Annotated in this window: 22 protein-coding genes and 2 tRNA genes; 14 read left to right on the top strand and 10 right to left on the bottom strand. The window is 70.5% G+C overall.

What is annotated here, in order from left to right; translation table 11 throughout:
* Positions 1-10: 10 nt before the first annotated feature.
* Positions 11-1,228, top strand: coding sequence for an Ig-like domain-containing protein (locus ACFHWY_RS17500; RefSeq protein ID WP_416581264.1), 1,218 nt, complete (start codon positions 11-13; stop codon positions 1,226-1,228).
* Between the two features lie 179 nt (positions 1,229-1,407).
* Here the strand turns inward: ACFHWY_RS17500 and ACFHWY_RS17505 are convergent.
* Together ACFHWY_RS17505 and orn are read right to left on the bottom strand one after the other, a co-directional pair.
* Positions 1,408-1,483 (bottom strand) — tRNA-His (locus tag ACFHWY_RS17505).
* A 117-nt stretch (positions 1,484-1,600) separates the two neighbouring features.
* Positions 1,601-2,191, bottom strand: coding sequence for an oligoribonuclease (gene orn / locus ACFHWY_RS17510; protein WP_416581265.1), 591 nt, complete (start codon positions 2,189-2,191; stop codon positions 1,601-1,603).
* Positions 2,192-2,264: 73 nt separating this feature from the next.
* Between orn and ACFHWY_RS17515 the strand changes: the two genes are divergently transcribed.
* On the top strand, positions 2,265-3,560 hold the full coding sequence (locus ACFHWY_RS17515; RefSeq protein WP_416581266.1) for a glycosyltransferase family 87 protein: 1,296 nt from the start codon (positions 2,265-2,267) through the stop codon (positions 3,558-3,560).
* Positions 3,561-3,662: 102 nt separating this feature from the next.
* On the opposite strand, the gene ACFHWY_RS17520 is transcribed toward ACFHWY_RS17515, so the two are convergent.
* From ACFHWY_RS17520 to ACFHWY_RS17530, 3 genes are all read right to left on the bottom strand, one after another.
* Complete coding sequence (locus tag ACFHWY_RS17520; RefSeq protein WP_416581267.1) at positions 3,663-4,586, bottom strand: hypothetical protein; 924 nt, start codon at positions 4,584-4,586, stop codon at positions 3,663-3,665.
* A gap of 138 nt (positions 4,587-4,724) precedes the next feature.
* A complete protein-coding gene (locus ACFHWY_RS17525; protein WP_416581268.1) occupies positions 4,725-5,486 on the bottom strand; it encodes a YcnI family protein in 762 nt (253 codons plus the stop codon).
* A gap of 13 nt (positions 5,487-5,499) precedes the next feature.
* On the bottom strand, positions 5,500-7,161 hold the full coding sequence (locus ACFHWY_RS17530) for a copper resistance CopC/CopD family protein (protein WP_416581269.1): 1,662 nt from the start codon (positions 7,159-7,161) through the stop codon (positions 5,500-5,502).
* Positions 7,162-7,367: 206 nt separating this feature from the next.
* On the opposite strand from ACFHWY_RS17530, the gene ACFHWY_RS17535 reads away from it, so the two are divergent.
* The 4 genes from ACFHWY_RS17535 to ACFHWY_RS17550 are packed head-to-tail and all read left to right on the top strand — an operon-like array spanning position 7,368 to position 10,267.
* Positions 7,368-7,973 carry a sigma-70 family RNA polymerase sigma factor gene (locus ACFHWY_RS17535; protein ID WP_416581270.1) on the top strand — a complete coding sequence of 202 codons (606 nt, stop codon included), beginning with the start codon at positions 7,368-7,370 and terminating at the stop codon, positions 7,971-7,973.
* Positions 7,970-8,467 (top strand): MauE/DoxX family redox-associated membrane protein, encoded by a 498-nt coding sequence (locus ACFHWY_RS17540; RefSeq protein WP_416581271.1) that lies wholly within the window; start codon positions 7,970-7,972, stop codon positions 8,465-8,467. The genes ACFHWY_RS17535 and ACFHWY_RS17540 overlap by 4 nt, the downstream gene beginning before the upstream one ends.
* On the top strand, positions 8,460-9,176 hold the full coding sequence (locus ACFHWY_RS17545; protein ID WP_416581272.1) for a thioredoxin domain-containing protein: 717 nt from the start codon (positions 8,460-8,462) through the stop codon (positions 9,174-9,176). The genes ACFHWY_RS17540 and ACFHWY_RS17545 overlap by 8 nt, the downstream gene beginning before the upstream one ends.
* Positions 9,173-10,267 (top strand): hypothetical protein, encoded by a 1,095-nt coding sequence (locus ACFHWY_RS17550; protein WP_416581273.1) that lies wholly within the window; start codon positions 9,173-9,175, stop codon positions 10,265-10,267. Before ACFHWY_RS17545 ends, ACFHWY_RS17550 begins: the two co-directional genes overlap by 4 nt.
* On the opposite strand, the gene ACFHWY_RS17555 is transcribed toward ACFHWY_RS17550, so the two are convergent.
* From ACFHWY_RS17555 to ACFHWY_RS17570, 4 genes are read right to left on the bottom strand one after another with little or no spacing between them, the layout of a single operon-like run.
* The gene (locus tag ACFHWY_RS17555; protein WP_416581274.1) at positions 10,257-11,027 is read right to left on the bottom strand and encodes an energy-coupling factor ABC transporter ATP-binding protein; all 771 of its coding nucleotides are present in this window, start codon (positions 11,025-11,027) and stop codon (positions 10,257-10,259) included. The two genes, ACFHWY_RS17550 and ACFHWY_RS17555, sit on opposite strands and share 11 nt — an antisense overlap.
* A gap of 7 nt (positions 11,028-11,034) precedes the next feature.
* Positions 11,035-11,805, bottom strand: coding sequence for a cobalt ECF transporter T component CbiQ (cbiQ, locus tag ACFHWY_RS17560; protein ID WP_416581275.1), 771 nt, complete (start codon positions 11,803-11,805; stop codon positions 11,035-11,037).
* 5 nt (positions 11,806-11,810) lie between these two features.
* Positions 11,811-12,230, bottom strand: coding sequence for a PDGLE domain-containing protein (locus tag ACFHWY_RS17565; RefSeq protein WP_416581276.1), 420 nt, complete (start codon positions 12,228-12,230; stop codon positions 11,811-11,813).
* Positions 12,227-12,952, bottom strand: coding sequence for an energy-coupling factor ABC transporter permease (locus ACFHWY_RS17570; protein WP_416581277.1), 726 nt, complete (start codon positions 12,950-12,952; stop codon positions 12,227-12,229). The genes ACFHWY_RS17565 and ACFHWY_RS17570 overlap by 4 nt, the downstream gene beginning before the upstream one ends.
* Before the next feature lie 156 nt (positions 12,953-13,108).
* Between ACFHWY_RS17570 and bcp the strand changes: the two genes are divergently transcribed.
* The 3 genes from bcp (at position 13,109) to ACFHWY_RS17585 (ending at position 14,372) form a co-directional block, all read left to right on the top strand.
* Entirely contained in the window at positions 13,109-13,585 is a 477-nt protein-coding gene (gene bcp, locus ACFHWY_RS17575; protein ID WP_416581278.1) for a thioredoxin-dependent thiol peroxidase, read from the top strand.
* Between the two features lie 86 nt (positions 13,586-13,671).
* A tRNA-Leu gene (locus ACFHWY_RS17580) sits at positions 13,672-13,757 on the top strand.
* A 66-nt stretch (positions 13,758-13,823) separates the two neighbouring features.
* Positions 13,824-14,372, top strand: a complete 549-nt coding sequence (locus ACFHWY_RS17585) for a GNAT family N-acetyltransferase (protein ID WP_416581279.1) — start codon at positions 13,824-13,826, stop codon at positions 14,370-14,372.
* A 357-nt stretch (positions 14,373-14,729) separates the two neighbouring features.
* Here the strand turns inward: ACFHWY_RS17585 and ACFHWY_RS17590 are convergent, their stop codons facing one another.
* Positions 14,730-15,563 (bottom strand): O-methyltransferase, encoded by an 834-nt coding sequence (locus tag ACFHWY_RS17590; protein ID WP_416581280.1) that lies wholly within the window; start codon positions 15,561-15,563, stop codon positions 14,730-14,732.
* Positions 15,564-15,666: 103 nt separating this feature from the next.
* On the opposite strand from ACFHWY_RS17590, the gene ACFHWY_RS17595 reads away from it, so the two are divergent.
* From ACFHWY_RS17595 to ACFHWY_RS17615, 5 genes are all read left to right on the top strand, one after another.
* Positions 15,667-16,737 (top strand): LCP family protein, encoded by a 1,071-nt coding sequence (locus ACFHWY_RS17595; protein ID WP_416581281.1) that lies wholly within the window; start codon positions 15,667-15,669, stop codon positions 16,735-16,737.
* 365 nt (positions 16,738-17,102) lie between these two features.
* Positions 17,103-18,398 carry a sugar transferase gene (locus ACFHWY_RS17600; protein ID WP_416581348.1) on the top strand — a complete coding sequence of 432 codons (1,296 nt, stop codon included), beginning with the start codon at positions 17,103-17,105 and terminating at the stop codon, positions 18,396-18,398.
* Between the two features lie 134 nt (positions 18,399-18,532).
* Positions 18,533-19,495 carry a glycosyltransferase family 2 protein gene (locus ACFHWY_RS17605; protein ID WP_416581282.1) on the top strand — a complete coding sequence of 321 codons (963 nt, stop codon included), beginning with the start codon at positions 18,533-18,535 and terminating at the stop codon, positions 19,493-19,495.
* Entirely contained in the window at positions 19,495-20,559 is a 1,065-nt protein-coding gene (locus ACFHWY_RS17610) for a glycosyltransferase family 4 protein (RefSeq protein WP_416581283.1), read from the top strand. The genes ACFHWY_RS17605 and ACFHWY_RS17610 overlap by 1 nt, the downstream gene beginning before the upstream one ends.
* Positions 20,556-21,911, top strand: coding sequence for a lipopolysaccharide biosynthesis protein (locus ACFHWY_RS17615; protein WP_416581284.1), 1,356 nt, complete (start codon positions 20,556-20,558; stop codon positions 21,909-21,911). The genes ACFHWY_RS17610 and ACFHWY_RS17615 overlap by 4 nt, the downstream gene beginning before the upstream one ends.
* The last annotated feature ends 1 nt before the right edge of the window (position 21,912 follow it).

Consider the following 21,912-nt stretch of genomic DNA (forward strand, 5'->3'; position numbering starts at 1 on the left):
TGAGGACACCATGCGAGTTCGGGACCAGCGCAACGGGCTGCGGAAGGTACTCGCCGCGGGGATACTCGCCGCGGCGTTGGCGCTCACCTCCGCCTGCACGGGCGGCGAGGGTGGCGACGGCGGGCCAGGCTGGCAGGACGGTACCGACCAGCCGGCCGCGAAGGCTTCGGTCGGCATCAGCGAGCCGGCCGCCGACGCGAAGGACGTGCCTGCCTCCACGGCGATCGCCTTCGCCGCGAAGGAGGCCGAGGACACCAAGGTCGAGCTGACCGGCGCCGACGGCGAGACGGTCGAGGGGGACCTCACCGCCGACGGTAAGAGTTGGCTGCCGTCGAAGGCGTTAACGTATGGCGGGACATACACCGCGACTGTCACCGCGACCGGCGACGACGGACTTCCGGTAACCGCCACCAGCGCCTTCACGGTGATGAAGCAGCCGGACAATCAGGTGCGCGTCAGCAGCTTCCTAGGCGACGACCAGACCGTCGGGGTGGCCATGCCGCTGATCGTGAAGTTCGGCCGGGCCATTCCGGAGCAGTACCGGGCCGACCTGCAACGCCGGATGACGGTGACCTCGACGCCGGCCCAGGAGGGCATCTGGCACTGGGTCAGCCCCACCGAGGTCCGCTACCGACCGAAGGAGTACTGGCAGGCCGGCAGCGAAGTGTCGTACCGGGTGCAGGCCGGCGGGTTGCCGCTCGGCGACGGCTGGTACGGCCGGGCCGACCTGACTGTCGACATCGAGATCGGTCCGAAGCTGGTCATGACCGTGGACAACAAGACCAAGCGGATGACCGTCGTCAAGAACGGCGAGACGATCAAGACGATCCCGGTGAGTCTGGGCAAGAAGAGCACCCCGTCCTCCAGCGGCACCATGGTGGTGATGGAGAAGCTGCGCAAGACGGTCTTCGACACGTTCGACGAATTGGGCCCCGACGACGGCTACCGGACGAAGATCGACTATGCCCAGAGGTTGACCTGGGGCGGCGAGTTCATCCACGCCGCACCCTGGTCGGAGGGGCAGCAGGGCACCACCAACGTCTCACACGGCTGCGTGAACGTCTCGATGACCAACGGAGCCTGGTTGTACAAGAACACCACGGTCGGTGATCCGATCGTGGTCAAGGGCACCGAACGCAAGCTTCAGCTCGGCAACGGCTGGACTGACTGGAACGTCAACTGGGACGAGTACGTCAAGGGCAGCGCCCTCCCCCACCAGCCAGCCTGACCCCCACCCCCACCCCCACCCACCGCCCAACCACCCTCGCCGATCTAGGGCACATCGTCGCTCCTGGAGATCGACTAGCGACGTTCTTCCCTAGATCGGCGGGGGACAAGCGGTGGGTGGCGCGCGGGGGTCAGGGGGGTGGGAATGGGTCAGGCCCCGTCTGGAGACGGGGCCTGAGGTGGGGTGACTGATGGGAATTGAACCCACGACAACCGGGACCACAACCCGGTGCTCTGCCAACTGAGCTACAGCCACCATGCCACCGAACCCGGTCATACCCCCGGGGCGGGTGCGGGGAAATCATACCCCCACCACGGCCAGCCCCGTCCAGCGGGTTGCGCGCATCGCCGACCGGCGGCCGGGAGCCGGCGCTCAGAGCTCGGCGGCGATGGCCTTGGCGCTCTCCACGTCCGGCCCGGGCAGCGGGACGAAGATGGTGCGCCGGTAGTACTGCAATTCCCGGATGCTCTCCCGGATGTCGGCCAGTGCCCGGTGGGCCAAGCCCTTCTGCGGCTGACCGAAGTACACCCTGGGGTACCAACGGCGGCAGAGTTCCTTGATCGAGGAGACGTCGATCATGCGGTAGTGCAGGTGGGCGTCGAGACGCGGCATGTCGCGGGTGATGAACCCCCGATCGGTGGCGATCGAGTTGCCGCAGAGCGGGGCGGTACGCGGCTCTTTCACATGACGGGTCACGAAGTCGAGCACCCGTTCCTCGGCCTCGGCCAGGGTGACCGTTGAGCGGCGCACCTCGTCGGTCAGCCCGGACTTGGCGTGCATCGTGCGGACGATCTCCGGCATCGCGGCCAGCGCCGCGTCGTCGGCGTGGACCACCACGTCCACGCCGTCGCCGAGCACGTTGAGATCAGGGTCGGTGACCAGTGCCGCCACCTCGATCAGCTTGTCGCCACCGAGGTCGAGCCCGGTCATCTCACAGTCGATCCAGACGAGAAGATCAGCCACTCGGACAGCCTACGCGCAGCCCAAGACCCGTGGCTGCGCGCCGTGGGCCGCGCTGACCGCTAGGGTCTTTCCCGTGCCCGCCGAACCCGCCACAGCGTCCAGCGTCGACCTCGACGACCCTGGTGGCCGGATGGCACGCCGGGTCGTGGGCGTGCTGGCGATGGCGTCGGTGATTCCGGTGCTCTACCTGCCCGGGACCATCCACAACTTCTTCGACCTGAAGATCTACATGTCGGCGATGGACTGGTGGGCCGCCGGCAACCCGCTCTACGACTACGCGCAACCCGACCGGGTGCAGGGCGAATTGTTCTTCACCTATCCGCCGTTCGCCGCGTTGCTGCTGCTGCCGTTCGCCGCGTTGAAGCTGGGCGCCACCGTGGTGGTCTTCACCGGGCTGACCCTGCTCGGGGTGGTGGTCACCACGAAGTGGCTGCTCGACCCGGTGATCCGCCGGCATCGCCTGCCGCACCTGTACACCCTGGCGGTGGGCGTGCTGGTCGTGCTCGGGGTGGAGAGTACCCGGGAGACGATCACCTTCGGGCAGATCAACATGCTGCTGGTGGTGCTGATCCTGGCCGACCTGCTGTTCGCCGTACCCCGTGGCAGCCGCTGGGCCGGGGTGGGCATCGGGTTGGCCGCGGCGCTGAAGCTGTTTCCAACGATCTTCGTCGTCTACCTGGTGCTCAGCCGGCGCTGGCGGGCGGCGGTGGTGGCCGGCGCGACCGCCGCCGGGGCGACCCTGCTCGCCGCGGCGGTCGCGCCCGGCGACTCGTGGCGCTTCTGGACCCACGAGCTGTGGGCCACCGACCGGGTCGGCCGCACCGACTACACCGGCAATCAGTCGCTGTTCGGGCTGTTGAGTCGGCTCACCGCGCCGGAGGAGCCGAGCCGCCTGGTCTGGCTGGTGCTGGTCGCGGTCGTCGCCGGGTACGGGCTGTGGCGGGCGGTGCGGGCGGCGCAGGCCGGGGACGCGCTCACCGGCCTGACGCTGACCGGCCTGGTCGCGGCACTGATCAGCCCGATCACCTGGACTCACCACATCTACTGGTTCATCCCGGCGGTGGTGATCCTGGTCGACGCGACGCTGCGCACCGACCCGCGCACCGCCACCGGGGCACGCCGACGCCGCCGGCTGGGTGCCCTTTCCCTCGGCACCGCGGCGATCATCGTGTACGGCGTGGTCTCCTTCTACGATTTCGGCATCGCTCCGGCGCCCACCAGCACCCCCTGGGAGTTCCTGCTCCGCAACGGCTACGTGCTGCTCTGCCTCGCCCTGCTGCTCGCCTTGCCAATCCGCCCCACGCTGGCGCGAACAAGCATCCAGACCCCCAAACCACCCTCGATCCCCCAGACACCCACCCCCCACTGACCCCGCCGCCCCTCCCCCGCCGCGCGCCCTTCGCCGGTCCTGCAGCCCCGGTTTGCCGATACGGCCCTTCAACCGCTTAGGTCAGAGTGCCATCGGCAAGAGTTAGTGGGGTGGGGCTGGGGGGCGCAGGGATGGGAGTGGGAGTGGAAGGGTGGGAAGGTCGGCGAGGGTTTCCGGGCGGGGGACGGGGCCGATCGCTGGCCGGGGAGCGAGGGGCACGGTGGCAGCCACCGAGACGAGTTGGCGTTCGGGCAGCCGGCGGGGGCCAGGTTGGGTCGGCGCGCCGAGGCCGGTGAGCGAGGTGAGACCGAGGCGACCGGCCAGCACCGGCACCTGGTCGGGCTCGACCACGAAGATCACCTCGCGGGGGCGAAGCGGGCGCAGCAACAGCAGCGCGGCGAGGACCACCAGCAGTATGCCGCCGGCCAGTGAGCCCCAGGTGGCCGGCACAATCCACCCTGCCCGCAGTTCGGCCCGCAGATCCAGTGTCACCCCGGGCCCACCGTCGGGTCGCATCAGCACCAGACTCAGCCGCTGACCGGCCAGGTCGGCGGGGCTAAATTCGAGTGCACCGCTCCCGGCGCGTACCCAGAACGTCTGCGCGCCAGGTCCGGCCGGGACGGTCGGTGGCACGCCGACCGCCGCAGTGACCTGCTCCAGCCGGACCGGTAGCGGCCCCCGGGCCAGCGCCATCCGCCCGACCACGGCGTGTGGCGCTCCGGCCAACCAGCGCTGCGCCTCGTCTGCCGGTGCCAGCCCGACGAAGGCCGGCCCGTCGGGGGTGCGGGCCTCCAGCCGCAGTCGGGCCTGACCGCCCCGGGCGAACGGCGCCTCCTGCCGGATCAGCGCGTCGAGGTCCGTCACCACCACCGCATGCCCCGGAGTCTGCACCGTCTCGAACCGGGCGGTGAACGCCCCGCCCGGGTCGGCACGGCCGGTCAGCAGGCCGAGCGCGGCGGCGCTCAGCAGCGCGGCGGTGCCGATGGTCAGCAGCAGCATCCCGGTCAGCGCCCACACGAAACGCATCCGCCCTGTCCCCCTCCGTAGCCAGATACCCGGCCGACCTTACCCATGCCGACCGGCTGATCAGCGGATATCCACGGCACGGTCGTCGAAAGCGGGCGGGCCCGCCGGGTGATCCGGCGGGCCCGTGGACGGTACGGGTCAGGACGCCGGTGCCGCCTGGTCACCCTGGACCGGGTCGCGCTCGCGCCGGCCCCGCGCGAAGGCCAGCCCGCCGAGCACCAGCCCACCGAGCCCGGCGACCAGGCCGGCGACACCGAGCCCGACGGCCAGCCCGTCACCGGAGTCGCCCCCGGTCGAGTCGTCTGCGGCGGCGGGTGCCTCCGCGGCCCCGGTCGGCGACGGTGCGACCCCGGCGGCGGTCAGGGTCAGCACCGCCGCCGGGGTCGCCGGGTCCTCGCCGCCGGGCTCGGGCTCGTCGATCCAGCGCACCACCGCGCCGTCGGAGTAGGTTTGCAACGCCTTGAAAACCATCTGGTCGGTCTCCGGCAACGGGCCCAGCAGGACCGGGAACTCCTGAAAGGTGCCCGGGCCGATCGCCGTGCCGGCCCCGGCCGTCCAGCTGACCTTCGCGACCACCTCGGAGATCTCGGCGCCGTGCACCAGGACCGGCGGGTCGACGGTGCGCTTCTCCACGACCACCGTCCAGCCCGGCACCGGCGTGGTGGACACCGAGCCGATCGCCGCGTCCTCTGGCAGGAAGACCTCGACCTTGGTGGTCGACGCCTCGTCGCTCTCGTTCGGCACCCGGAACGCGAAGCGGCCGTACCCGCCCTGCTCGGCGACGTCCGGATTGATCGTGACGTGGGCCGACGCGGGCGCCGCGAAGCCGAACACGGCCGTGACGACGGCGCCGAGCGCCAGGGCGGCAGCGGTGCCTACCGTACGCCGTTGACGGATCATCGATGGAACCTTCCTATTTGATGGGCACGGTGGCGGTCACCGTGGCCTGGTCGATCTCGGTGGTACGGGCGGTGACCCGCAGCTCCCAGTCCCCCGCAGAAGGCAGGCTGATCTCCCCGGTGGCGTGGTTGTCGGTGAGCGGCAGCAGCGGAACCTGGATCGCTTCGATCCCGGCCGACGGCAGCGCGACGGTGGCCCGCCACTCGATCACCGGCAACGGCTGATTGTCCAGTGTGTACGCGTAGAAGTGCACCGAGTTGTTGCCCCGCTCGGCGGGTGACATCTCGATCTGCAACGAGTAGAGCGAGCTGTTCACCGTGGTACTGAAGTAGCCGCTGTCGGCAGCCACGTCCGTCGACACGCTACGGGCCGGGGTGGTCTGCACCAGGGTGGCCGAGACCCCGAGCACGATCGCGGTGATCGCCAACTCCACCCACACCGCCCGGCGTACCGGCACGGGTCGGCTAGCGGCGGCCCGGGTACGCACCAACTGCCGGGAGTACGCGGCCACCGCGATGACCACCACGAAGAGCCCGATCTTGGCCAGCACCAGCCGCCCATAAGGGGTGTTCACCAGCGCCGCGGGGGTGGCCACCTCGATCAGCGCCTGGACGAGGCCGGCGAGTAGCAGCGCGGAGACGGCCAGCGCGGCCCAGCGCGACCAGATCGGCAGGATCGCACCCAGTTCCCGCTCGTCGGCGCGGGGCAGCAGGAACCCGGCGAGCATCACCAGGCCGCCCAGCCAGACGGCCATGCCACCCAGGTGCACCGCGTCGACGACCACCGACACCGCGGGTGCGGGCGAGGCCGCCGGATGTCCGGCCATCGGCCAGGTGAGCAGCGCCGCACCGGCGAGCACGCCGAGGATCATCAGGTCGGTACGGCCTACCGGGCCGGTCAGCAGCGGTCGGAGCAGGAACGCCGTCGCCGCCAGCAGACCGAGGCGGACCAGGTGGGCGGCCCCGAAGGCGCTGCCGAGCACCAGGCTCAACCCGTCGCCGGTGATCTCGAACAGCCCGCCTCCGTTGGTGTACGGCACCTGTAGCAGGATCGCCGCGACCGTGGACAGCGCCACCAGCCCGAGGCCGACCCAGGCCAGCCGGGCCGGTCCGGCGCGGGACAGCCGACGCGGCCAGAGCAGGGCGAGTACCAGCGCCGGCCCGACGACCAGCAGCAGGCCCGCGTACCCGAGGAACTTGGCGACCTTGACCGCGTTGGCGACCACCGCGTTCTCCCGGCCGCCGTCACCGGTGTCCACCGGCGGCTCGGACGGGGCACCCACGGAGTAGGTGAACGCCCCGGAGACCGGATGGCTGTCGGCGGAGATCACCCGGTAGGTGACGAGATAGGTGCCGTTGCCGCCGGCCGCGTCCACGGGGATGTTGACCACACCGCCGGTGAAGGAGGGCTCGCCCCGGTCCGCTCGGGACCCGTCCGGCGCGATGACCCGGATCCGGTCCGGCACCTTGCGGACCGCCTCGCTGAACGTGAGTACCACCTCGGCCGGCGCGGTGGGCACCACGGTCGAGGCGGCCGGGCTGCTGCTGTTCAACACGGCGTGGGCGCTGGCCGGGCCGGCGGGGGCGAGCAGCAGGGCGACAACGGTGACGAACAGGCCGGCGGCGGCGGCCAACCGGGCGAATCGGCGGCGATGGACGGCAGTCATGCCCGTCATGCTCGCTGACGGCATCCCATCTCGGCGACCCACCCCGGTCGCCGGCACCGCACCGCCACCCCGGCGCGACACACGCGCGGGTCCGGGGGCGCTGGTCATGAGCGGTTAGTCGGTAGGAACACGGGAAAAGTTCCCGAAGTGGTCCAGGCCATCGAGGGGCCGAAGGACCCTGCCGCCCACCGCACCGCCGCGTAACCTGGTTTGTCGTGATCCCTGTCCCGCGCGGCGTCCGCGCCGCCGCCGAGCACGTCGCGGCCGACGCCCGTGCGGCGGAGCCGACCAGCGCAGACTCGACCACCGGCTGGGCGCTCGCCGCCCGCGGCGGTGACCCGGTCGCCCAGGCCGCCTTCGTCCGGGCCACCCAGGCCGAGGTGTGGCGATTCGCGGCGGCGCTGGTCGATCCGGACAGCGCCGACGATCTGACCCAGGAGACGTACCTCCGTGCGTTCCGCGCGCTGCCCGCCTTCCAGGGGCGGTCCAGTGCCCGTACCTGGCTGCTCGGCATTGCCCGGCGGGCCTGCGCCGACCACCTGCGCACGGTGGTCCGGCGGCGGCGGCTCGACCAGCGGCTCACCGCCCATGCCCACACCGACGTGCCGCACCCTGACCCGGCCGGGCAGTTCGGCGCGGCCGACCTGGTCCGCCGGCTGGCCACCGAGCGGCGGGGGGCGTTCGTGCTGACCCAACTGCTGGGCCTGTCGTACGCCGAGGCCGCCGCGGTGGAGGGGGTGCCGGTGGGCACGATCCGGTCCCGGGTGGCCCGGGCCCGCGCCGAACTTGTCGACGCGGTCGGTGAGGCGCTGGCCGGGTGAACGTGAAGCTGCGCAGCTGGCGTCCCTGGCTCGGGCTCGCCGTCCGACTCGGCCTGGCGGCCGTCTGGCTGTACGCGGGCTGGTCGAAGGTGGGTGACCTGGCCGCCTCGGGCCGTGCGGTGCACGCCTACCAGATCCTGCCGTACGAGGTGGCGATGGTGGTCGGCGCGGCGCTGCCGCTGGTCGAGTTGGCGCTGGGCGCGCTGCTGCTGGTCGGGCTGGCCACTCGGCTGGTCGCCGGGGTTTCCGTGGCGCTGCTGCTGGTCTTCGTGGCGGGCATCGTCTCGGCCTGGTCGCGTGGGCTGGCCATCGACTGCGGCTGCTTCGGGGTGGGCGGCGCACTGCCAGCCGGCCAGCGCCCCAGCTACCTCCCGGAGATCCTCCGGGACCTGGGCTTCCTGGCGCTGGCCGGGTTCCTGCTGATCTGGCCCCGCACCGCCGTCTCGGCTGACGGCGCGCTGACGGGCGAACCGGTGGAGGACGATGATGAGTAATCGCAAGGGGCGCAAGGACGCGGCCCGGGTGGTCCGGGAACAGCTGGCCCGGGAGCGACGCCGCAAGCGGACGCTGTGGATCTCGCTCGGTGCGGTGGTGGTGCTGGTGATCGCCGGCCTGATCGGGTGGAGCGTCTGGTCGGGCCAGCAGTCCGACGAGTACGCCGCGCCACCGGGCGCCAACGACGCCGGCACCGGTGTGGTGGTCGGCTCCGGGCCGGTGACCCTCGACATCTACGAGGACTACCTCTGCCCGGCCTGCAAGCAGTTCGAGCAGAGCAGTGGCGCCACCGTCGAACAGCTGATCAGCGACGGCAAGGTTCGGGTGGTGTACCACCCGGTGGCGTACCTGAACCGCTACTCCAGCACCGAATACTCGACCCGGTCGTCGGCCGCGGCCGGTTGCGCCGCCGAGGGCGGGCGGTTCACCGAGTTCTCCAAGGCACTGTTCGAGCGGCAACCGCCGGAGGGCGGCGCCGGCCTGAGCAACGACGAGCTGATCGACATCGGTGCCGAGGTCGGGCTGGACCGGGACGCCTTCGGCAGCTGCGTCCGGGACGGCAGGTACCGGTCGTGGACCGCGCACGTCACCGCCGAGGCGAGCCGCGCCGACGTCACCGGCACACCGACCATCCTGGTCGACGGGGAGCCGGTGCGGGAGTGGACGCCGGAGAACATCATTGCCGCGGTGGAGGCGGCCGGCAGGTGATTCCGGCTCCACCGACCCGGTCCCTACTGAGTCGGGCCGGGCTGCTGCTCGCCGGGGCGGTCACCGCGCTCGTCGCGGCCGCCACCCCAGCGCTCGCGCACGGCGCGGACGCCCCCGACGGCACCGACTACCGGGTCGAGGTCACCGGCGTGACCCCGGCCCGGCCGGAGCTTCGGGTACGGGTGATCGAGGCGGGCGCCCGCCTGGAGCTGACCAACGCCGGCAGCGAGCCGGTCGAGGTGATCGGCTACTCGGGCGAGCCGTACCTGCGGGTGGGGCCCGACGGTGTATTCGAGAACATTCGTTCCCCCGCGACCTACCTGAACCGCACCATCGTCGGGGACACCGTGCTGCCCACCGAGGTGGATCCGGCGGTCGCCCCGCAGTGGCGGCGCGTCGACGGTGGGCGCACCGCCCGCTGGCACGACCAGCGCGCCTTGTGGCGCGGGGCGGGACCGCCCGCGCAGGTCCGCGCCGCCCCCGAACGTGAGCACCGGGTACGCGACTGGGTCGTGCCGCTGCGCGACGCCGACGGGCCGGTGGAGCTGCGCGGCACCCTGGACTGGGTGCCGCCGCCGGACGCCTACGCCTGGTGGGTGGCCGTCACGCTCGGCATGCTGGCGGTGGGCGCCCTCGGGCTGCTGCCGGCGGCCTCGGCCCCGGGCCGGCGAGTGCTGGTCGCCCTCGGCGGGCTGCTGGTCGTCGGCGGGGTGGCGGCCGTCGTGCTCGCCGTCGGGCGGGTGCTCGACGCCGGAGCCGAGGGGGTCGGCGGCATGCTCGTCGGGCTGCTGACCGGCCCGGTGTGGGCCCTGCTGACCGGGCTCGGCGCGATCGCCACCGCGGGCTGGGCGACGGCTCGTGCCGGCGCGCACGCCGACTTCGTGGTGGCGCTGACCGGAGCATGTCTGGCCCTGTTCGCCGGCGTCACCAACGCCGCAGTGCTGGCCCGTGCCGTCGTCCCGATGCCGTGGCCGGCCACCGCCGCCCGGCTGCTGGTCGTTCTCGTCCTCGTCGCCGGTGCCGGCGCGTTGGCCGCCGCCGTGCTGCGCCTGCACGCCACCGGCCGCCGCGCGGCGGCTACTACTCCCTGACCGGCGTGGTTCCTCGGGTGGGACGGAAGAGGTAGGGCAGTTCGAGGCGGTGCCGGGCCAGCAACTCCTCGTCGCCGAGGAGTTCGGCGGTCGGCCCGTCGGCCACGATCCGCCCTGCGTCGAGGATGACGGAGCGGTCGCAGAGCTCGAAGGCGTACGGCAGGTCGTGGGTGACCATCAGCAGCGTGACCGGCAGGTCGCGCAGGATGCCGGCGAGTTCCCGCCGGGCCGCCGGGTCGAGGTTGGACGAGGGCTCGTCGAGCACCAGGATCTCGGGACGCATGGCGAGAACGGTGGCCACCGCCACCCGGCGGCGCTGGCCGAAGGAAAGGTGGTGCGGGGTCCGGTCGCGGTGCTCGGACATGCCGACCGCCGCCAGCGCCTCGTCCACCCGCGACGCCAGCTCCGCCCCGCGCAGCCCGAGGTTCGCCGGTCCGAATGCCACGTCCTCGGCGACGGTGGGCAGGAAAAGCTGGTCGTCCGGATCCTGGAAGACGATGCCCACCCGCCGACGGATCTCCACCAGCCTCGCCCTCTCCGAGCTGACCGCCAGGCCGCCGACCACGATGTGGCCCTCGGTCGGGGTGAGGATGCCGTTGAGGTGCAGCACCAGTGTGGTTTTGCCGGCACCGTTGGGGCCGAGCAGGGCGACCCGCTCACCCCGGGCCACCGTCAGGTCGACGCCGTGCAGGGCTAGGTGACCGTCCGGGTACGCGTACCGGACGCCACGGATCTCCAGGCTGGGTGCGGTGGGCTGCACCGCCCGATCATGTCAGTACGGCGGCGGTGACGGCGACAGCGCCCGCCAGGACCGGCACGGTGGCCGCGACAAGCCACTGCCCGGTCGTGGCGACGCCTGCGCCCTGCCAGACCGCCGGCATCCGGCCGGTGTAGCCGCGAGACACCATCGCCAGGTAGACCCGCTCGCCCCGCTCGAAGGCGCGCAGAAACAGCGCCCCGACGCCGGCGGCGAAGCCGCGCAGCTGCCACACGAAACGTGGGTCGTCGCCACGGGAGATCCGGGCGACCCGCATCCGGCGGGCCTCGCCGACCAGCACGTCCAGGTAGCGCAACATGAAAGTGGCGATCTGGGTGAGAATCTGCGGGCAACGCAGCCGGTCCAGCCCGACGATCAGGTCGCGGGTGGTGGTGGTCGCCGCCAGCAGCAGCGACGCCCACACGCCCAGGGTGCCCTTGGCGACGATGTTCCAGGCTCCGTAGAGGCCGTCGACGGAGAGGTTCAGCCCGACCACGTCCATTCGTTCACCGGCGCCGAGGAACGGCAGGGCCACGGCGAAGAACACGAACGGCAGCTCGATCGTCGAGCGGAGCAGCAGCCACCGGGCCTCCACCCGGGCCAACACCGCTACGGCCACGATCAGCAGGGCGTACGCGCCGAAGGCCCAGAGGGCCTCCCGGGCGGTGGCGACCACGGCGATGGTGAACGTCACCATCGCCGCGATCTTGACCTCCGGCGGAAGCCGGTGCACCGACGAGTCGACCTCGCGGTACAGCACGTGGGCGTGCCCGGCGGCCACTTCCGCTATGCCTTGTTGGTAGCCGTCGGATCGGTGGCGGCCCGGTCCGACCGGCCGGCCTCCGGCGAGCCGGCGACGTGGTCCGGCGCCTGCTCCGGCTCGCGCCGGCGGACCAGCCAGAAGGCGCCACCGGCCACGGCGAAGGTCAGCAGCACCCCCAGCCCGCCGGAGAGCCCGGTGGAGAGAAGATCGTTGTCGAGGCCTGAGATGCCGTAGTCGGCCAACGGCCCGCCGATCTCGTGCTCCTGCTCCTCCTGGGCGGGGCAGCTGCCGCCGGTGATCTTGTCGTCGGCGTCGAAGGTGCAGCCGTCGCGTAGCGACGAGTCCAGCCCGTCCGGGTGCGACGAGGCGAAGCTGCTGACAACTCCGGCCAGTAGCAGCGCGACGAGCAGGCCACCGAAGATGAACCCCAGGGACCGCTTCACTGAACACCTCCGAGCGCCGGGGCGGGTGCCGGCGTGGTCGACGTGGCCGGCTTCAGGGCGCGCAACGCATACACCAGGTCGGGCCGTACCTTCGCCACGGTGACCACGGTGGTGGCCGTGATCAGGCCCTCGCCGATGCCGATGAACAGGTGGGACACGGCCATCGTCCCGGCCAGTCCGGACAGGTTGCCGCCGAGGTCGGTGGTGCCGCCGAGCTGGTACTGCATCACGAAGCCCATCGCCGCGACGACCACGCTGACCAGCGCGGAGACGAAGGCGGTGATGGTCAGTCCGGTCATTGTCCGGGGCAGCACCCGCAGTAGCAACGCGATCACCAGGTAGGCCACCGCGATGCCGATGACCGCCATGTTGGTGATGTTGAGTCCGAGCATGGCGACCCCACCGTCGCCGAAGATGAGGGCCTGCACCACGAGCACCACCGCGACGCAGAGCGCGCCGACCCAGGGGCCGACCAGCATGGCGGCGAGCGCGCCGCCGAGCAGATGGCCACTGACCCCGGCGGTGAAGATCGGGAAGTTGAGCATCTGGACGGCGAAGATGAAGGCGGCGACTAGGCCGGCCATCGGGGCCAGCCGGTCGTCCAGGTCCTGCCGGCCGCGGAGGACGCAGAACGCCATCGCCGCCAGCGCGATCACCGCGAAGGCGGCAGCGACGGGACCGTTGATGATCCCGTTGGAGATGTGCATCGCCAGGGTTTCCACATGACCTCCCACGCGCCGGCGGACCCGCGCCCGCCGGCAGGGCCGAGCCTATTTCCCATACGATGCTGTTGCCAATAGCTGGCAAGAACGCCGTCTTTCATCACACGGTGGGCGGCTGCCCCGGGAATCGACGCCGGGCGGCGGTAGTGTCGTGCCATGACCGCACCCGCCCGCCTCTCCCCCGGCGACCCGGCGCCCGAATTCACCCTGCCCACCGACGCCGGTGAACAGCTCACCCTGGCCGCCCTGCGCGGTCGCAAGGTCGTCCTGTACGCCTACCCGGCCGCGATGACCCCCGGCTGCGCCAAGCAGGCGTGCGACTTCCGCGACTCGTTGGCCTCGCTCAAGGCCGCCGGTTACGAGGTGGTCGGCATCTCGCCGGACAAGCCGGAGAAGCTCGCCGAGTTCCGCGAGCGCGATTCGATCACCTTCCCGCTCGTCGCTGACACCGACAAGGCGGTGCTGACCTCGTACGGCGCGTACGGCGAGAAGCAGATGTACGGCCGCAGCGTGACCGGCGTGATCCGCTCGACCTTCGTCATCGACGAGGACGGAAAAATCGAACGGGCGCTCTACAACGTGAAGGCCACCGGCCACGTCGCGAAGCTCCGCCGCGACCTCGGCCTGGACTGAGTCACTCCGACTCCCCGCCCCGGCACGTACCGGGGGGTGAGGTCTCGACAGCGGTCCGGCCCGACGTTCTAGACTCTCTCAGGCCGGCGGGAGTGGCGTAATGGCAGCCGCGGTAGGTTTAGGTCCTATTGTCCGAAAGGACGTGGGGGTTCGAATCCCCCCTCCCGCACCACAGCGTCCCTGTCGAGAGCATCACGATCCCGGGCGGACCAGGCCACGACAGGCCAGGATGTCCGACATGAGCCTGCGTTTCGTCCACGATCCCGTGCTGGCCCCAGCTCTGCGAACCCGGATCGTCGAACTCTGGGTCGAGGTGACCAACGCCGGTGGCGCGGTCGGCTTCGTGGCACCGGTCACCGCCGACGAGGTACGCACGATCGCCGACCCCACACTGGCGGGCATCGCGGACGGCCCGGACCGGTTGCTGCTCGGGTACGACAAGGATCGGCTCGTCGCCATGGCGATCCTCACCGATCCACGGTTCCACCTGAAGACGCACCTTCGGGTGCTCACCCGGGTGATGGTCCATCCCGACACCCAGGGCCGTGGGTTCGGCGAGGCGCTGCTGCGCGAGGCCGAGCGGACCGCCCGGGACATCGGCCTCGCCGGGTTGCAGGTGACCGTGCGCGGCGGGCTGGGCCTCGACCGGTTCTACCGGCGGCTCGGGTACCGCGAGGTGGGTCGGTGGCCCGGGGCGCTGCGGGTCGCCCCCGGCGATGACCGGGACGAGATTCTGATGTGGCTCGGACTGAATCGGGACCGGCACGAACGCTCCGAGGCCGCCTGAGGCGACTGTCCCCGGCCGACCGGGTGGTCCGTCGGCCGGCGCAGCCCGGCGACGCGGCGAGCGGCGCGGGTGCCGCATCCGTGGTCGGTACGGCCGGGCCGCCGTGCCGGCCGTCGTCGGCGCCGGAGCCCAGTGCGCGGCTCAGCCCGAGGACCAAGGCGAGTGCGGCGACGGCCCCGTCGGCCAGCCAACGTCCCAGCCGGGAACGCTGGGCCTTGGTCCGGTCGGCGGGGCCGTCGGTTCCGTCGGTCACGTGCACCCATGCTGCCGGAGCGGCGCTGGGCCGGACAAGCGAGCTAAGGGAAAGCTAAGACAGATCCGAGGTGGCCTGTGTTGATCTCGCTCGGCCGCACCCGGCTACCATGCCACGCCGATACCGTCCCCCGGGTACCAGTGCTTCGCCGGGGTTTCCCGGTAGGCTAGGAACCGCCGGCCGGTGCGCTCGGCGTGGTCGGCCAGCACATTGGTGTGGGTGACATTGTCGGTGAGCAGTATCGCCCCCGGGGACAGCTTAGGCTCGACGGCGGCGAACTCCCGCTTCTCGTAGACCCGGCTGTGATCACTGTCGTGCAGGAACAGGTCCACCGGCCGGTCCAGCGCGGTGATCGACTCGACCGAGTCGCCGATCACCAGGTCGATCACCTGCGACCAGGGCTCGCTGCGGGCTAGGTAGCCGGCCTCCGGATTGATGTCGATGGAGCTGACCCGACCCGAGTGCCCCTCGGCCGCGTTACGCAACAGCGCGGCAGCCAGCACGCAACTGCCCAACCCCTTGTCGACGCCGGTCTCGACGATGTGCTTCGGCCGACGGGCACGGACGATCGCGTACCAGCCGATCCGGCGGGCGTACCGGACCTGCTTGTCGGCCAGGCCGCGACGCGCGGCGCTGGCGACCGAGGAGGTGATGTGTTGCCGCAGCGCGTCATCTGCCTCGATCTCGGCGAGATACCCGCGGACCTGTTTGACCGGCACATCGCAGACCACGCTCACGAACCAGGCGAGGTGACTGCGGCTGAGTTTGGTCAACTCGTAGGTGTAGTTGTGGTGCTCCCGCGAGCCGACCAGCCAGCGGGCCGAGGTGCGCAGCACCCTGGCGTCGTGGCGGGCGACCGCGACAAGTCGTTTCGGAAACGCGGCGACAGGGGCGAGGCGGGTACGGGCGATCGCCCGACGCAGCTTGACGGCATCCACCGCTGCGTTCTACCAGACCGAGGGAAACACCCGGGTAACAATGGGTCATTCGATGCCCGGCAGGGGTCTGCACCGGAAACCTGAGATCAGTAGCATCTCTGCCATGTCAAGTGGCGAGCAGGCGGGGACCATAACCACGGAGGAGAACCTGCCGGTGGAGGGCACCGACGGGAAGGCTTCCGCGACGTACGCGGCGTCACGGAGGCCGCGTCGCCGATGGCTCCGAATCACGCTGATCAGCCTGCTGGTGCTGGCGCTGATAGGCGTTGGTGGGGTGGTTGCCGGCGGCTTCTATCTCAAGTCGGTCGAGTCGGACATCGAGCGGGTCGACGCCTTCGACGACGTACCCGAGGAGACTCGGCCCGAGGTGGTGGTCCGAGGTGCGTTGAATCTGCTGATCCTCGGCAGCGACTCGCGCGACCCGGAGAGCACCGGCGGCTCACGCGCGGACACCATCATCCTGGCGCACGTGCCGAAGGACCGTTCAGGAGCGCAACTCGTCTCGATCCCCAGAGACACCTGGGTCGCCGTGCCCCGCTCGAAGGAGGGCCGCGGAGGTCGCGACGCGAAGATCAACGCCGCGTACGCCTGGGGTGGTCTGCCACTGATGGTGCAGACAGTCGAAATGTACACAAAGGTGCGAATTGACCACGTGCTGGTGGTGGACTTCGCCGGATTCAAGGAGATCATCGATGCGCTTGGTGGTATCGAGGTGGATTCGGAGAAGCAGTTCACCTCGATCCACCCCCCGTTTCGCAGCTTCGAGCGGGGCAGACAGCGGATGGACGGTTCCACCGCGCTGGACTTCTCCAGGCAGCGCAAGCAGTTCGCCGACGGCGACTTCACCCGCATCAAGCATCAGCAACAGGTGATCAAGGCGATTCTGGACAAAGCCGCCTCCGGCGGCATCCTGGCGAATCCAGCCACACTCAATTCGTTCGTCCGTGCCACGTCGAGCGCCGTCTCGGTGGACAAGGACATGTCCCTGGTGGACATGGCGATGGACCTGCGGGGGCTACGTGGCAGCGACCTGACCTTCATGACGAATCCAACAAAGGGGACCGGGCGGGTCGGCAGCGAAAGCGTCGTCTTCGACGACCCCGAAATGGCTTCGACGTTCTACGATGCCGTCCGCCGGGACGCGATCGAAGAGATCCTCCGCTCCGGCACGTAGGCAGCAACTGCCCTGGCGGCGGTGGCGGCTACCGGGCGGTCGTATCCTGCGATCCTCCTATGGCATTCCTCAGACGCCAGCGGTGTCGCTTCACGGGGGAGGAACTGCACATGTCGCGGCAACCTGTGGTGAGCTGCCCGGCCGAGAGCGCGTCCGACGAAGCCGGGTCGCCACCACCGCAGGGGCAGGCCCGAAACCCAGAGTCCGATGAAGACGGTCGGACCCAGCGTCCGACCTCGCCGAAAGGGTCGAGCCCCAGCCCTTTGACAGACAGCACCGACGTACGACCGGGTCTCGACGTGACAGCGGTGCTGCCGTATGCCGCTTCGCGTACCTCGATCCGTACCCGCGCGCTGCGCGCCTGGATGCTGACGGCACCGGTCGACGCTGCCGCGCTGCTGTCCCCACTCGTGGTCACCCAGCAGCACTGGCCCGGCAGCCTCGCCATGACCGTGTTGACCGTGGTCGCCTTCGCCACCGGCGGGCTCTACCGGGCCCGCCGTCACGTGAGCATCCTCGACGAGTTGCCGAGCCTCTGCGGCCGGCTGCTGGCCGCCGCCGCCGTGGTCGCCGTGGTCGCCGCTCTGCGCCACGACTCCCCGGCGTACCTCGCCGATTTCATCCGGGGGGTGACGGTCGCCGCCGTACTGGTGATCGTCGGCCGGCTGGTGACCCGGGAGATCGCCACCCTCGCTCGCAGACGCCGCTGGGTGGAGCACAACGCGATCATCGTCGGCAGCGGCCCGACGGCCGTGGAACTCGCCCGACTACTACGCCGCCACCCCCGGTACGGCCTACGGTTCGTCGGGCATGTCAACAGCCCCTCGCCGGCAACCTCCTCGCCAGTGCCCGTGATCGGCACCCTCGACCAACTCGAACAGCTAGTCCGGCTGGCCGAGTGCCACGTGCTGATCATCGCCGACCCGGACTGCCCGGAGCCGGTGCTGATGGAACTTCTCTGCCTACCGGGGGTCACCCGGTGCGACCTCTGGGCCGTACCCCGGCTGTGGGGATCGAGGTCGCACGGCGACCACATAGGAGCGATTCCGATCGTCAAGATAGGTCACCTGGCCCTTTCGGGCCCGCGCTGGGCGATGAAACGTTTCTCGGACCTGGTCATTGCGGGGTCGGCAGTGCTCGTGCTCAGTCCGATCCTGCTGCTCTGCACCATCCTCGCGTTCCTCGACGGTGGTCGTGGCATCTTCTTCCAGCAGGAACGGATCGGGCGGCACGGCCAGCCTTTCAACATCATCAAATTTCGCACCATGCGGCCGGTCAACGAGCACGAATCCCGGACCACCTGGTCAATCGCCAACGACCGGCGGGTCTCGCCGGTGGGGCGCTTTCTACGCCGGACCTCCCTGGACGAACTGCCGCAGCTGTGGAACATCATCAAGGGCGACATGAGTGTGGTCGGTCCCCGGCCCGAGCGTCCGCACTTCGTCGAGAAGTTCTCCGCCGAGTACCCGAGTTACGCGATGCGCCATCGGGTTCCGGTAGGTCTCACCGGCCTTGCCCAGGTCAGCGGTCTTCGCGGCGACACCCCGATCTCCGACCGGGCCCGGTTCGACAACTACTACATCGAAAACTGGTCGCTGTGGCTGGACGCCAAGTTGCTCCTGCGTACCGTGGCTGAGGTGTTCCGTGGTGGTGGTCGCTGAGCAACTGTCATAGCCCGCACCGCCGGCCCGGGTCGGACAGGCCCCGGCCCGAATCGCGACGACCTCACCGATGTGCCCCGTACGCTCGCCCACTCGGCCAACGGGACACTCAGCCGAACTGCTTGGAGAATCCGATGCCGGATGTTTCGGTGATCATCCCAACCACGGGCAGGCCCAGCCTCGCGGAGGCCGTCGCCACCGTCCGCGCTCAGCAGGGCGTGTCCGTTCACCTGGTGGTCGTCTGCGACCTGGCCGAGGCGCCGCCCAGCGTGGTGGAACTGCGCGACCAGATCGACGAACTCGTCTGTACCGGCGGTGGGCGGCGGGGTTCCTTCGCCCGGAACCTCGGTGTCCAGCACGCCGCCCCAAACACTCACCTGGCCTTCCTCGACGACGACGACGCCTGGCTGCCCGGCAAGCTCACCGCACAACTGCCCGTTCTGGAACGGCTGGCCGCTGACGGCGCACTTCCGGTGGTGTCCTCGCGGACGCTGCAGCGCAAAGCCGGTAGCAGCCCGCTTCCGTCGGCCGTGCCGGCTACCCTGATCGCCGACGGCCAACTCCCCGAGGACTATCTCTTCCGGCAGCGAAGGCTGGGCGTCACGCGCCAGTCGCTGCCCACCTCCACCCTGCTGACCACTGTGGACCTGGCTCTGCGGTGCCCGTGGGACGAGTCACTGCCCAGGCACCAGGACTGGGACTGGCTGGTTCGAGCAGCCCGGATCCCGGGGGCGAAGGTCGTGCAGATCAAGGAGGCAACCGCCGTCTACACGGTGGGTAGCCCGGGATCGATCTCGGCCGACGCCGATTGGCGCACCTCCTGGGACTGGGCGCGGCGCTGGGAGGGGGTTTGGGCGCCGAAGACCTTCTCCGACTTCATCGCGGCTCAAACCCTCCGGTACGCCCTACAGGCACGCGACCGCGAGGGCATCCGGGAAATGGTGCGGGCCATCCGGCGCAACGCCACCCCGTCAGCCCGCAATTTCGTCCTTGCGACACTCGGGCTCGTGCCCCGGTCGGCGCTTGAGCGTGTCGCGATGCGCAGGTCCCGGGGCGCCCGCGACGCCACGGCGCTGCCGACGGGTGGGTTTCGCTGATGCGTCTGCACCTCGTGCTCCCCCAACTGGAGCCGTTGTACGGCATGGAACTCGCCGCAGCGCTGCTCATGCGGGGCCTACAGGATCAGGGCGTGGAGGTGTCAGCGACCGTCCTGTCGCGGGCAATTCCCTCCACTCTGGACGATCTGACCGTCGACTCCCTCGGGCTGGGCACCCGGATCACTCGCCTCGTGGAGGCGGTCCCTCTGCTGCGACGCCGACTGCGATCACTTCCGGCGGACGTACACATCGTGGCGAGCGGGCTGTGGGGAAGTGTTCCGGTCGGCGCTGCCCTGAGCGGTACCGGCCGCGAATACGTTGCCTGGGAGCATTCGCTGCTTCGGGAGCGGATGCGCCTCGATTCTCGGGTACGCACCCTTGCCAGGATCACCCGGCTCAGGGGCCTGCGACCCCGCCTCGTCATCGCCGTCTCCGAGGGCGTCGCGCGAGTCGTGCGGCAGACCACCCACGGGCGGCCGGTGGTGACGATCGCCAATCCGATGCCCCTCCGCCCGTTCGTCGCTCCCCGCGAGGTGGCGGACCAGAAGCGGGTAAGCCTTCTCACCACTGCCGCTTTCCGCCCGTACAAGAACCATTCCTGCGCACTCCGAGCGCTGTCGCTGCTGCCGTCGAACTATCACCTGACCCTCGCCGGGGACGGCGCGGAACGCGACCTGCTGCACGGCATGGCAGACGAGTTGGAGCTGGGCGACCGGGTGACCTTCCTCGGCCGGGTACCGGGAGTGGAACGACTCCTCGCTGAGGCGGACGCGCTGGTGCACCCGTCCCGTGCCGAGACGTTCGGCTTCAGCCTCGTGGAGGCCGCCGAGGCCGGGCTGCCGGTAGTCGCCCTTCCGGTGCCGGCCCTGGACGAGATGATCCCTACGTTCGTGCCGGGCGTGCTCGCGGCGGACACCTCGCCGTCTGCCCTCGCCGAGGCGATCGTCCGGCTGACCGGCGACGGGCGCCCCACCGGCGCGGACTTCGAGATGGCCTGGCACGCGCGGCGCGGCGCGCTGAGTCCAGCCGAAGTGAGCCGCCGGTGGGTGGAGGCGTTGGCGTGAGGACCGCTGCGGGCAACACCAATCAACCGACCAGCGCGCAGCGCCACGCAGACCGGCGGCCATGGTCGGCCCTGGTCGGACGTCGGGACGGCTTCCTGCACCGGTCCGGCAAGTTCTTCACCGGGACACTGCTGCGCACCCTGGCGCAGGGCGCCCTCTTCGTGCTGCTGGCGCGGGAGATGCCGATCAGCACCTACGGAGTGTTCGTGGGCGTCACAGCACTCATCGCGTTGGTGTCACCCTTCGCGTCCGCCGGCGCACCGAGCCTGATCATCCAGAGCTACGCCGACTCGCCGTCCGACTGGCCCCGCCACCTCTCCCGTGGCCTGTTCCTGTCCACCGCCTTCGGATCCGCCGCCACGGTACTGGTGGCGGCGGCGGGGCTCGCCATCTGGGGCGCCGGCGTCGGCCTCGTCGACCTGCTCTGCCTCGCCTTCGCCGACCTGGTCGCCTGGCGGCTCATCGAGGCCGTGGCAGCGTCGATCCAGGTCCGTGGCCGAATTCTGCTCGCCGCGATCGTTCCCGCCCTGCTACACCTCGCTCGGCTGGCCGGGGCCGTGGCACTGGCCACCGAGGAAGGGCCGATCACCCTCCATGGCTGGGCGATGACATCCTTTCTGCTCTCGGTCGCGGTAGGTCTGCCCGTGATTCTGGGTGGCCTGCGCGGCGCCGACCGCGACGCCACGAGCTTGCAGGGCTCCTTCGATCAGGCCCGGGTTGGAATGCTCTTCGCCATCGGGCTCTCGGCCCAGTCGGTCTACAACGACGTCGACAAGGTCATGCTGTCCCGGCTGAGCACTCCGGAGAGCGCCGCAATCTACGCCGCCGCCTACCGCGTAGTCGACCTCGCGTACACGCCGGCTCGGTCTATGAGCGCGATCGCCTACCCCGGGTTCTTCGAAGCGGGGCGCGACGGCCCACGAGAGACGCTGCGGATGGCACGTGGGCTGCTGCCACGATTCCTGGCGTTCGGCGTGCCGGTGAGCCTGCTGCTGGTCACGTTCGCCTGGATGATGCCACTGGTATTCGGGTCCGACTTCGAGGCGGCCACCCCGGCGCTGCAGGGACTGAGTGCCCTACTGGTACTCAAGGGGCTGCACTATCTTGCCGCGGATGCGCTGTCGGGGGCTCGACTGCAGGGGCGCCGGACCTTTTGCCAGATGGGAGTCGGGGTGCTCAACGTACTGCTGAACCTGTGGCTCATCCCGGCCTACGGTTGGCAGGGCGCTATCGTCTCCAGCCTGGTCTGCGACGCGCTGCTCGCCGTACTCCTCTGGGGATGCCTCGTCACGGCCGTCCGCCGCGACCCGGCCGGCAAACTCGCTACGCCACGTCCGATGGAAAGGCTCTGAG

Origin of the sequence: Micromonospora sp. LOL_024, assembly GCF_048060415.1 — a bacterium.
Classification (GTDB): domain Bacteria; phylum Actinomycetota; class Actinomycetes; order Mycobacteriales; family Micromonosporaceae; genus Micromonospora.

What these genes read in the sequence shown, in the direction of transcription:
- ACFHWY_RS17500 (WP_416581264.1), top strand. Translation starts at nt 11, where the DNA reads ATGCGAGTTCGGGACCAGCGCAACGGGCTGCGGAAGGTACTCGCCGCG.
- ACFHWY_RS17520 (WP_416581267.1), bottom strand. Translation starts at nt 4,586, where the DNA reads ATGCGTTTCGTGTGGGCGCTGACCGGGATGCTGCTGCTGACCATCGGC.
- ACFHWY_RS17525 (WP_416581268.1), bottom strand. Translation starts at nt 5,486, where the DNA reads ATGATCCGTCAACGGCGTACGGTAGGCACCGCTGCCGCCCTGGCGCTC.
- ACFHWY_RS17530 (WP_416581269.1), bottom strand. Translation starts at nt 7,161, where the DNA reads ATGACGGGCATGACTGCCGTCCATCGCCGCCGATTCGCCCGGTTGGCC.
- ACFHWY_RS17545 (WP_416581272.1), top strand. Translation starts at nt 8,460, where the DNA reads ATGAGTAATCGCAAGGGGCGCAAGGACGCGGCCCGGGTGGTCCGGGAA.
- bcp (WP_416581278.1), top strand. Translation starts at nt 13,109, where the DNA reads ATGACCGCACCCGCCCGCCTCTCCCCCGGCGACCCGGCGCCCGAATTC.
- ACFHWY_RS17585 (WP_416581279.1), top strand. Translation starts at nt 13,824, where the DNA reads ATGAGCCTGCGTTTCGTCCACGATCCCGTGCTGGCCCCAGCTCTGCGA.
- ACFHWY_RS17595 (WP_416581281.1), top strand. Translation starts at nt 15,667, where the DNA reads ATGTCAAGTGGCGAGCAGGCGGGGACCATAACCACGGAGGAGAACCTG.
- ACFHWY_RS17600 (WP_416581348.1), top strand. Translation starts at nt 17,103, where the DNA reads ATGCTGACGGCACCGGTCGACGCTGCCGCGCTGCTGTCCCCACTCGTG.
- ACFHWY_RS17605 (WP_416581282.1), top strand. Translation starts at nt 18,533, where the DNA reads ATGCCGGATGTTTCGGTGATCATCCCAACCACGGGCAGGCCCAGCCTC.
- ACFHWY_RS17610 (WP_416581283.1), top strand. Translation starts at nt 19,495, where the DNA reads ATGCGTCTGCACCTCGTGCTCCCCCAACTGGAGCCGTTGTACGGCATG.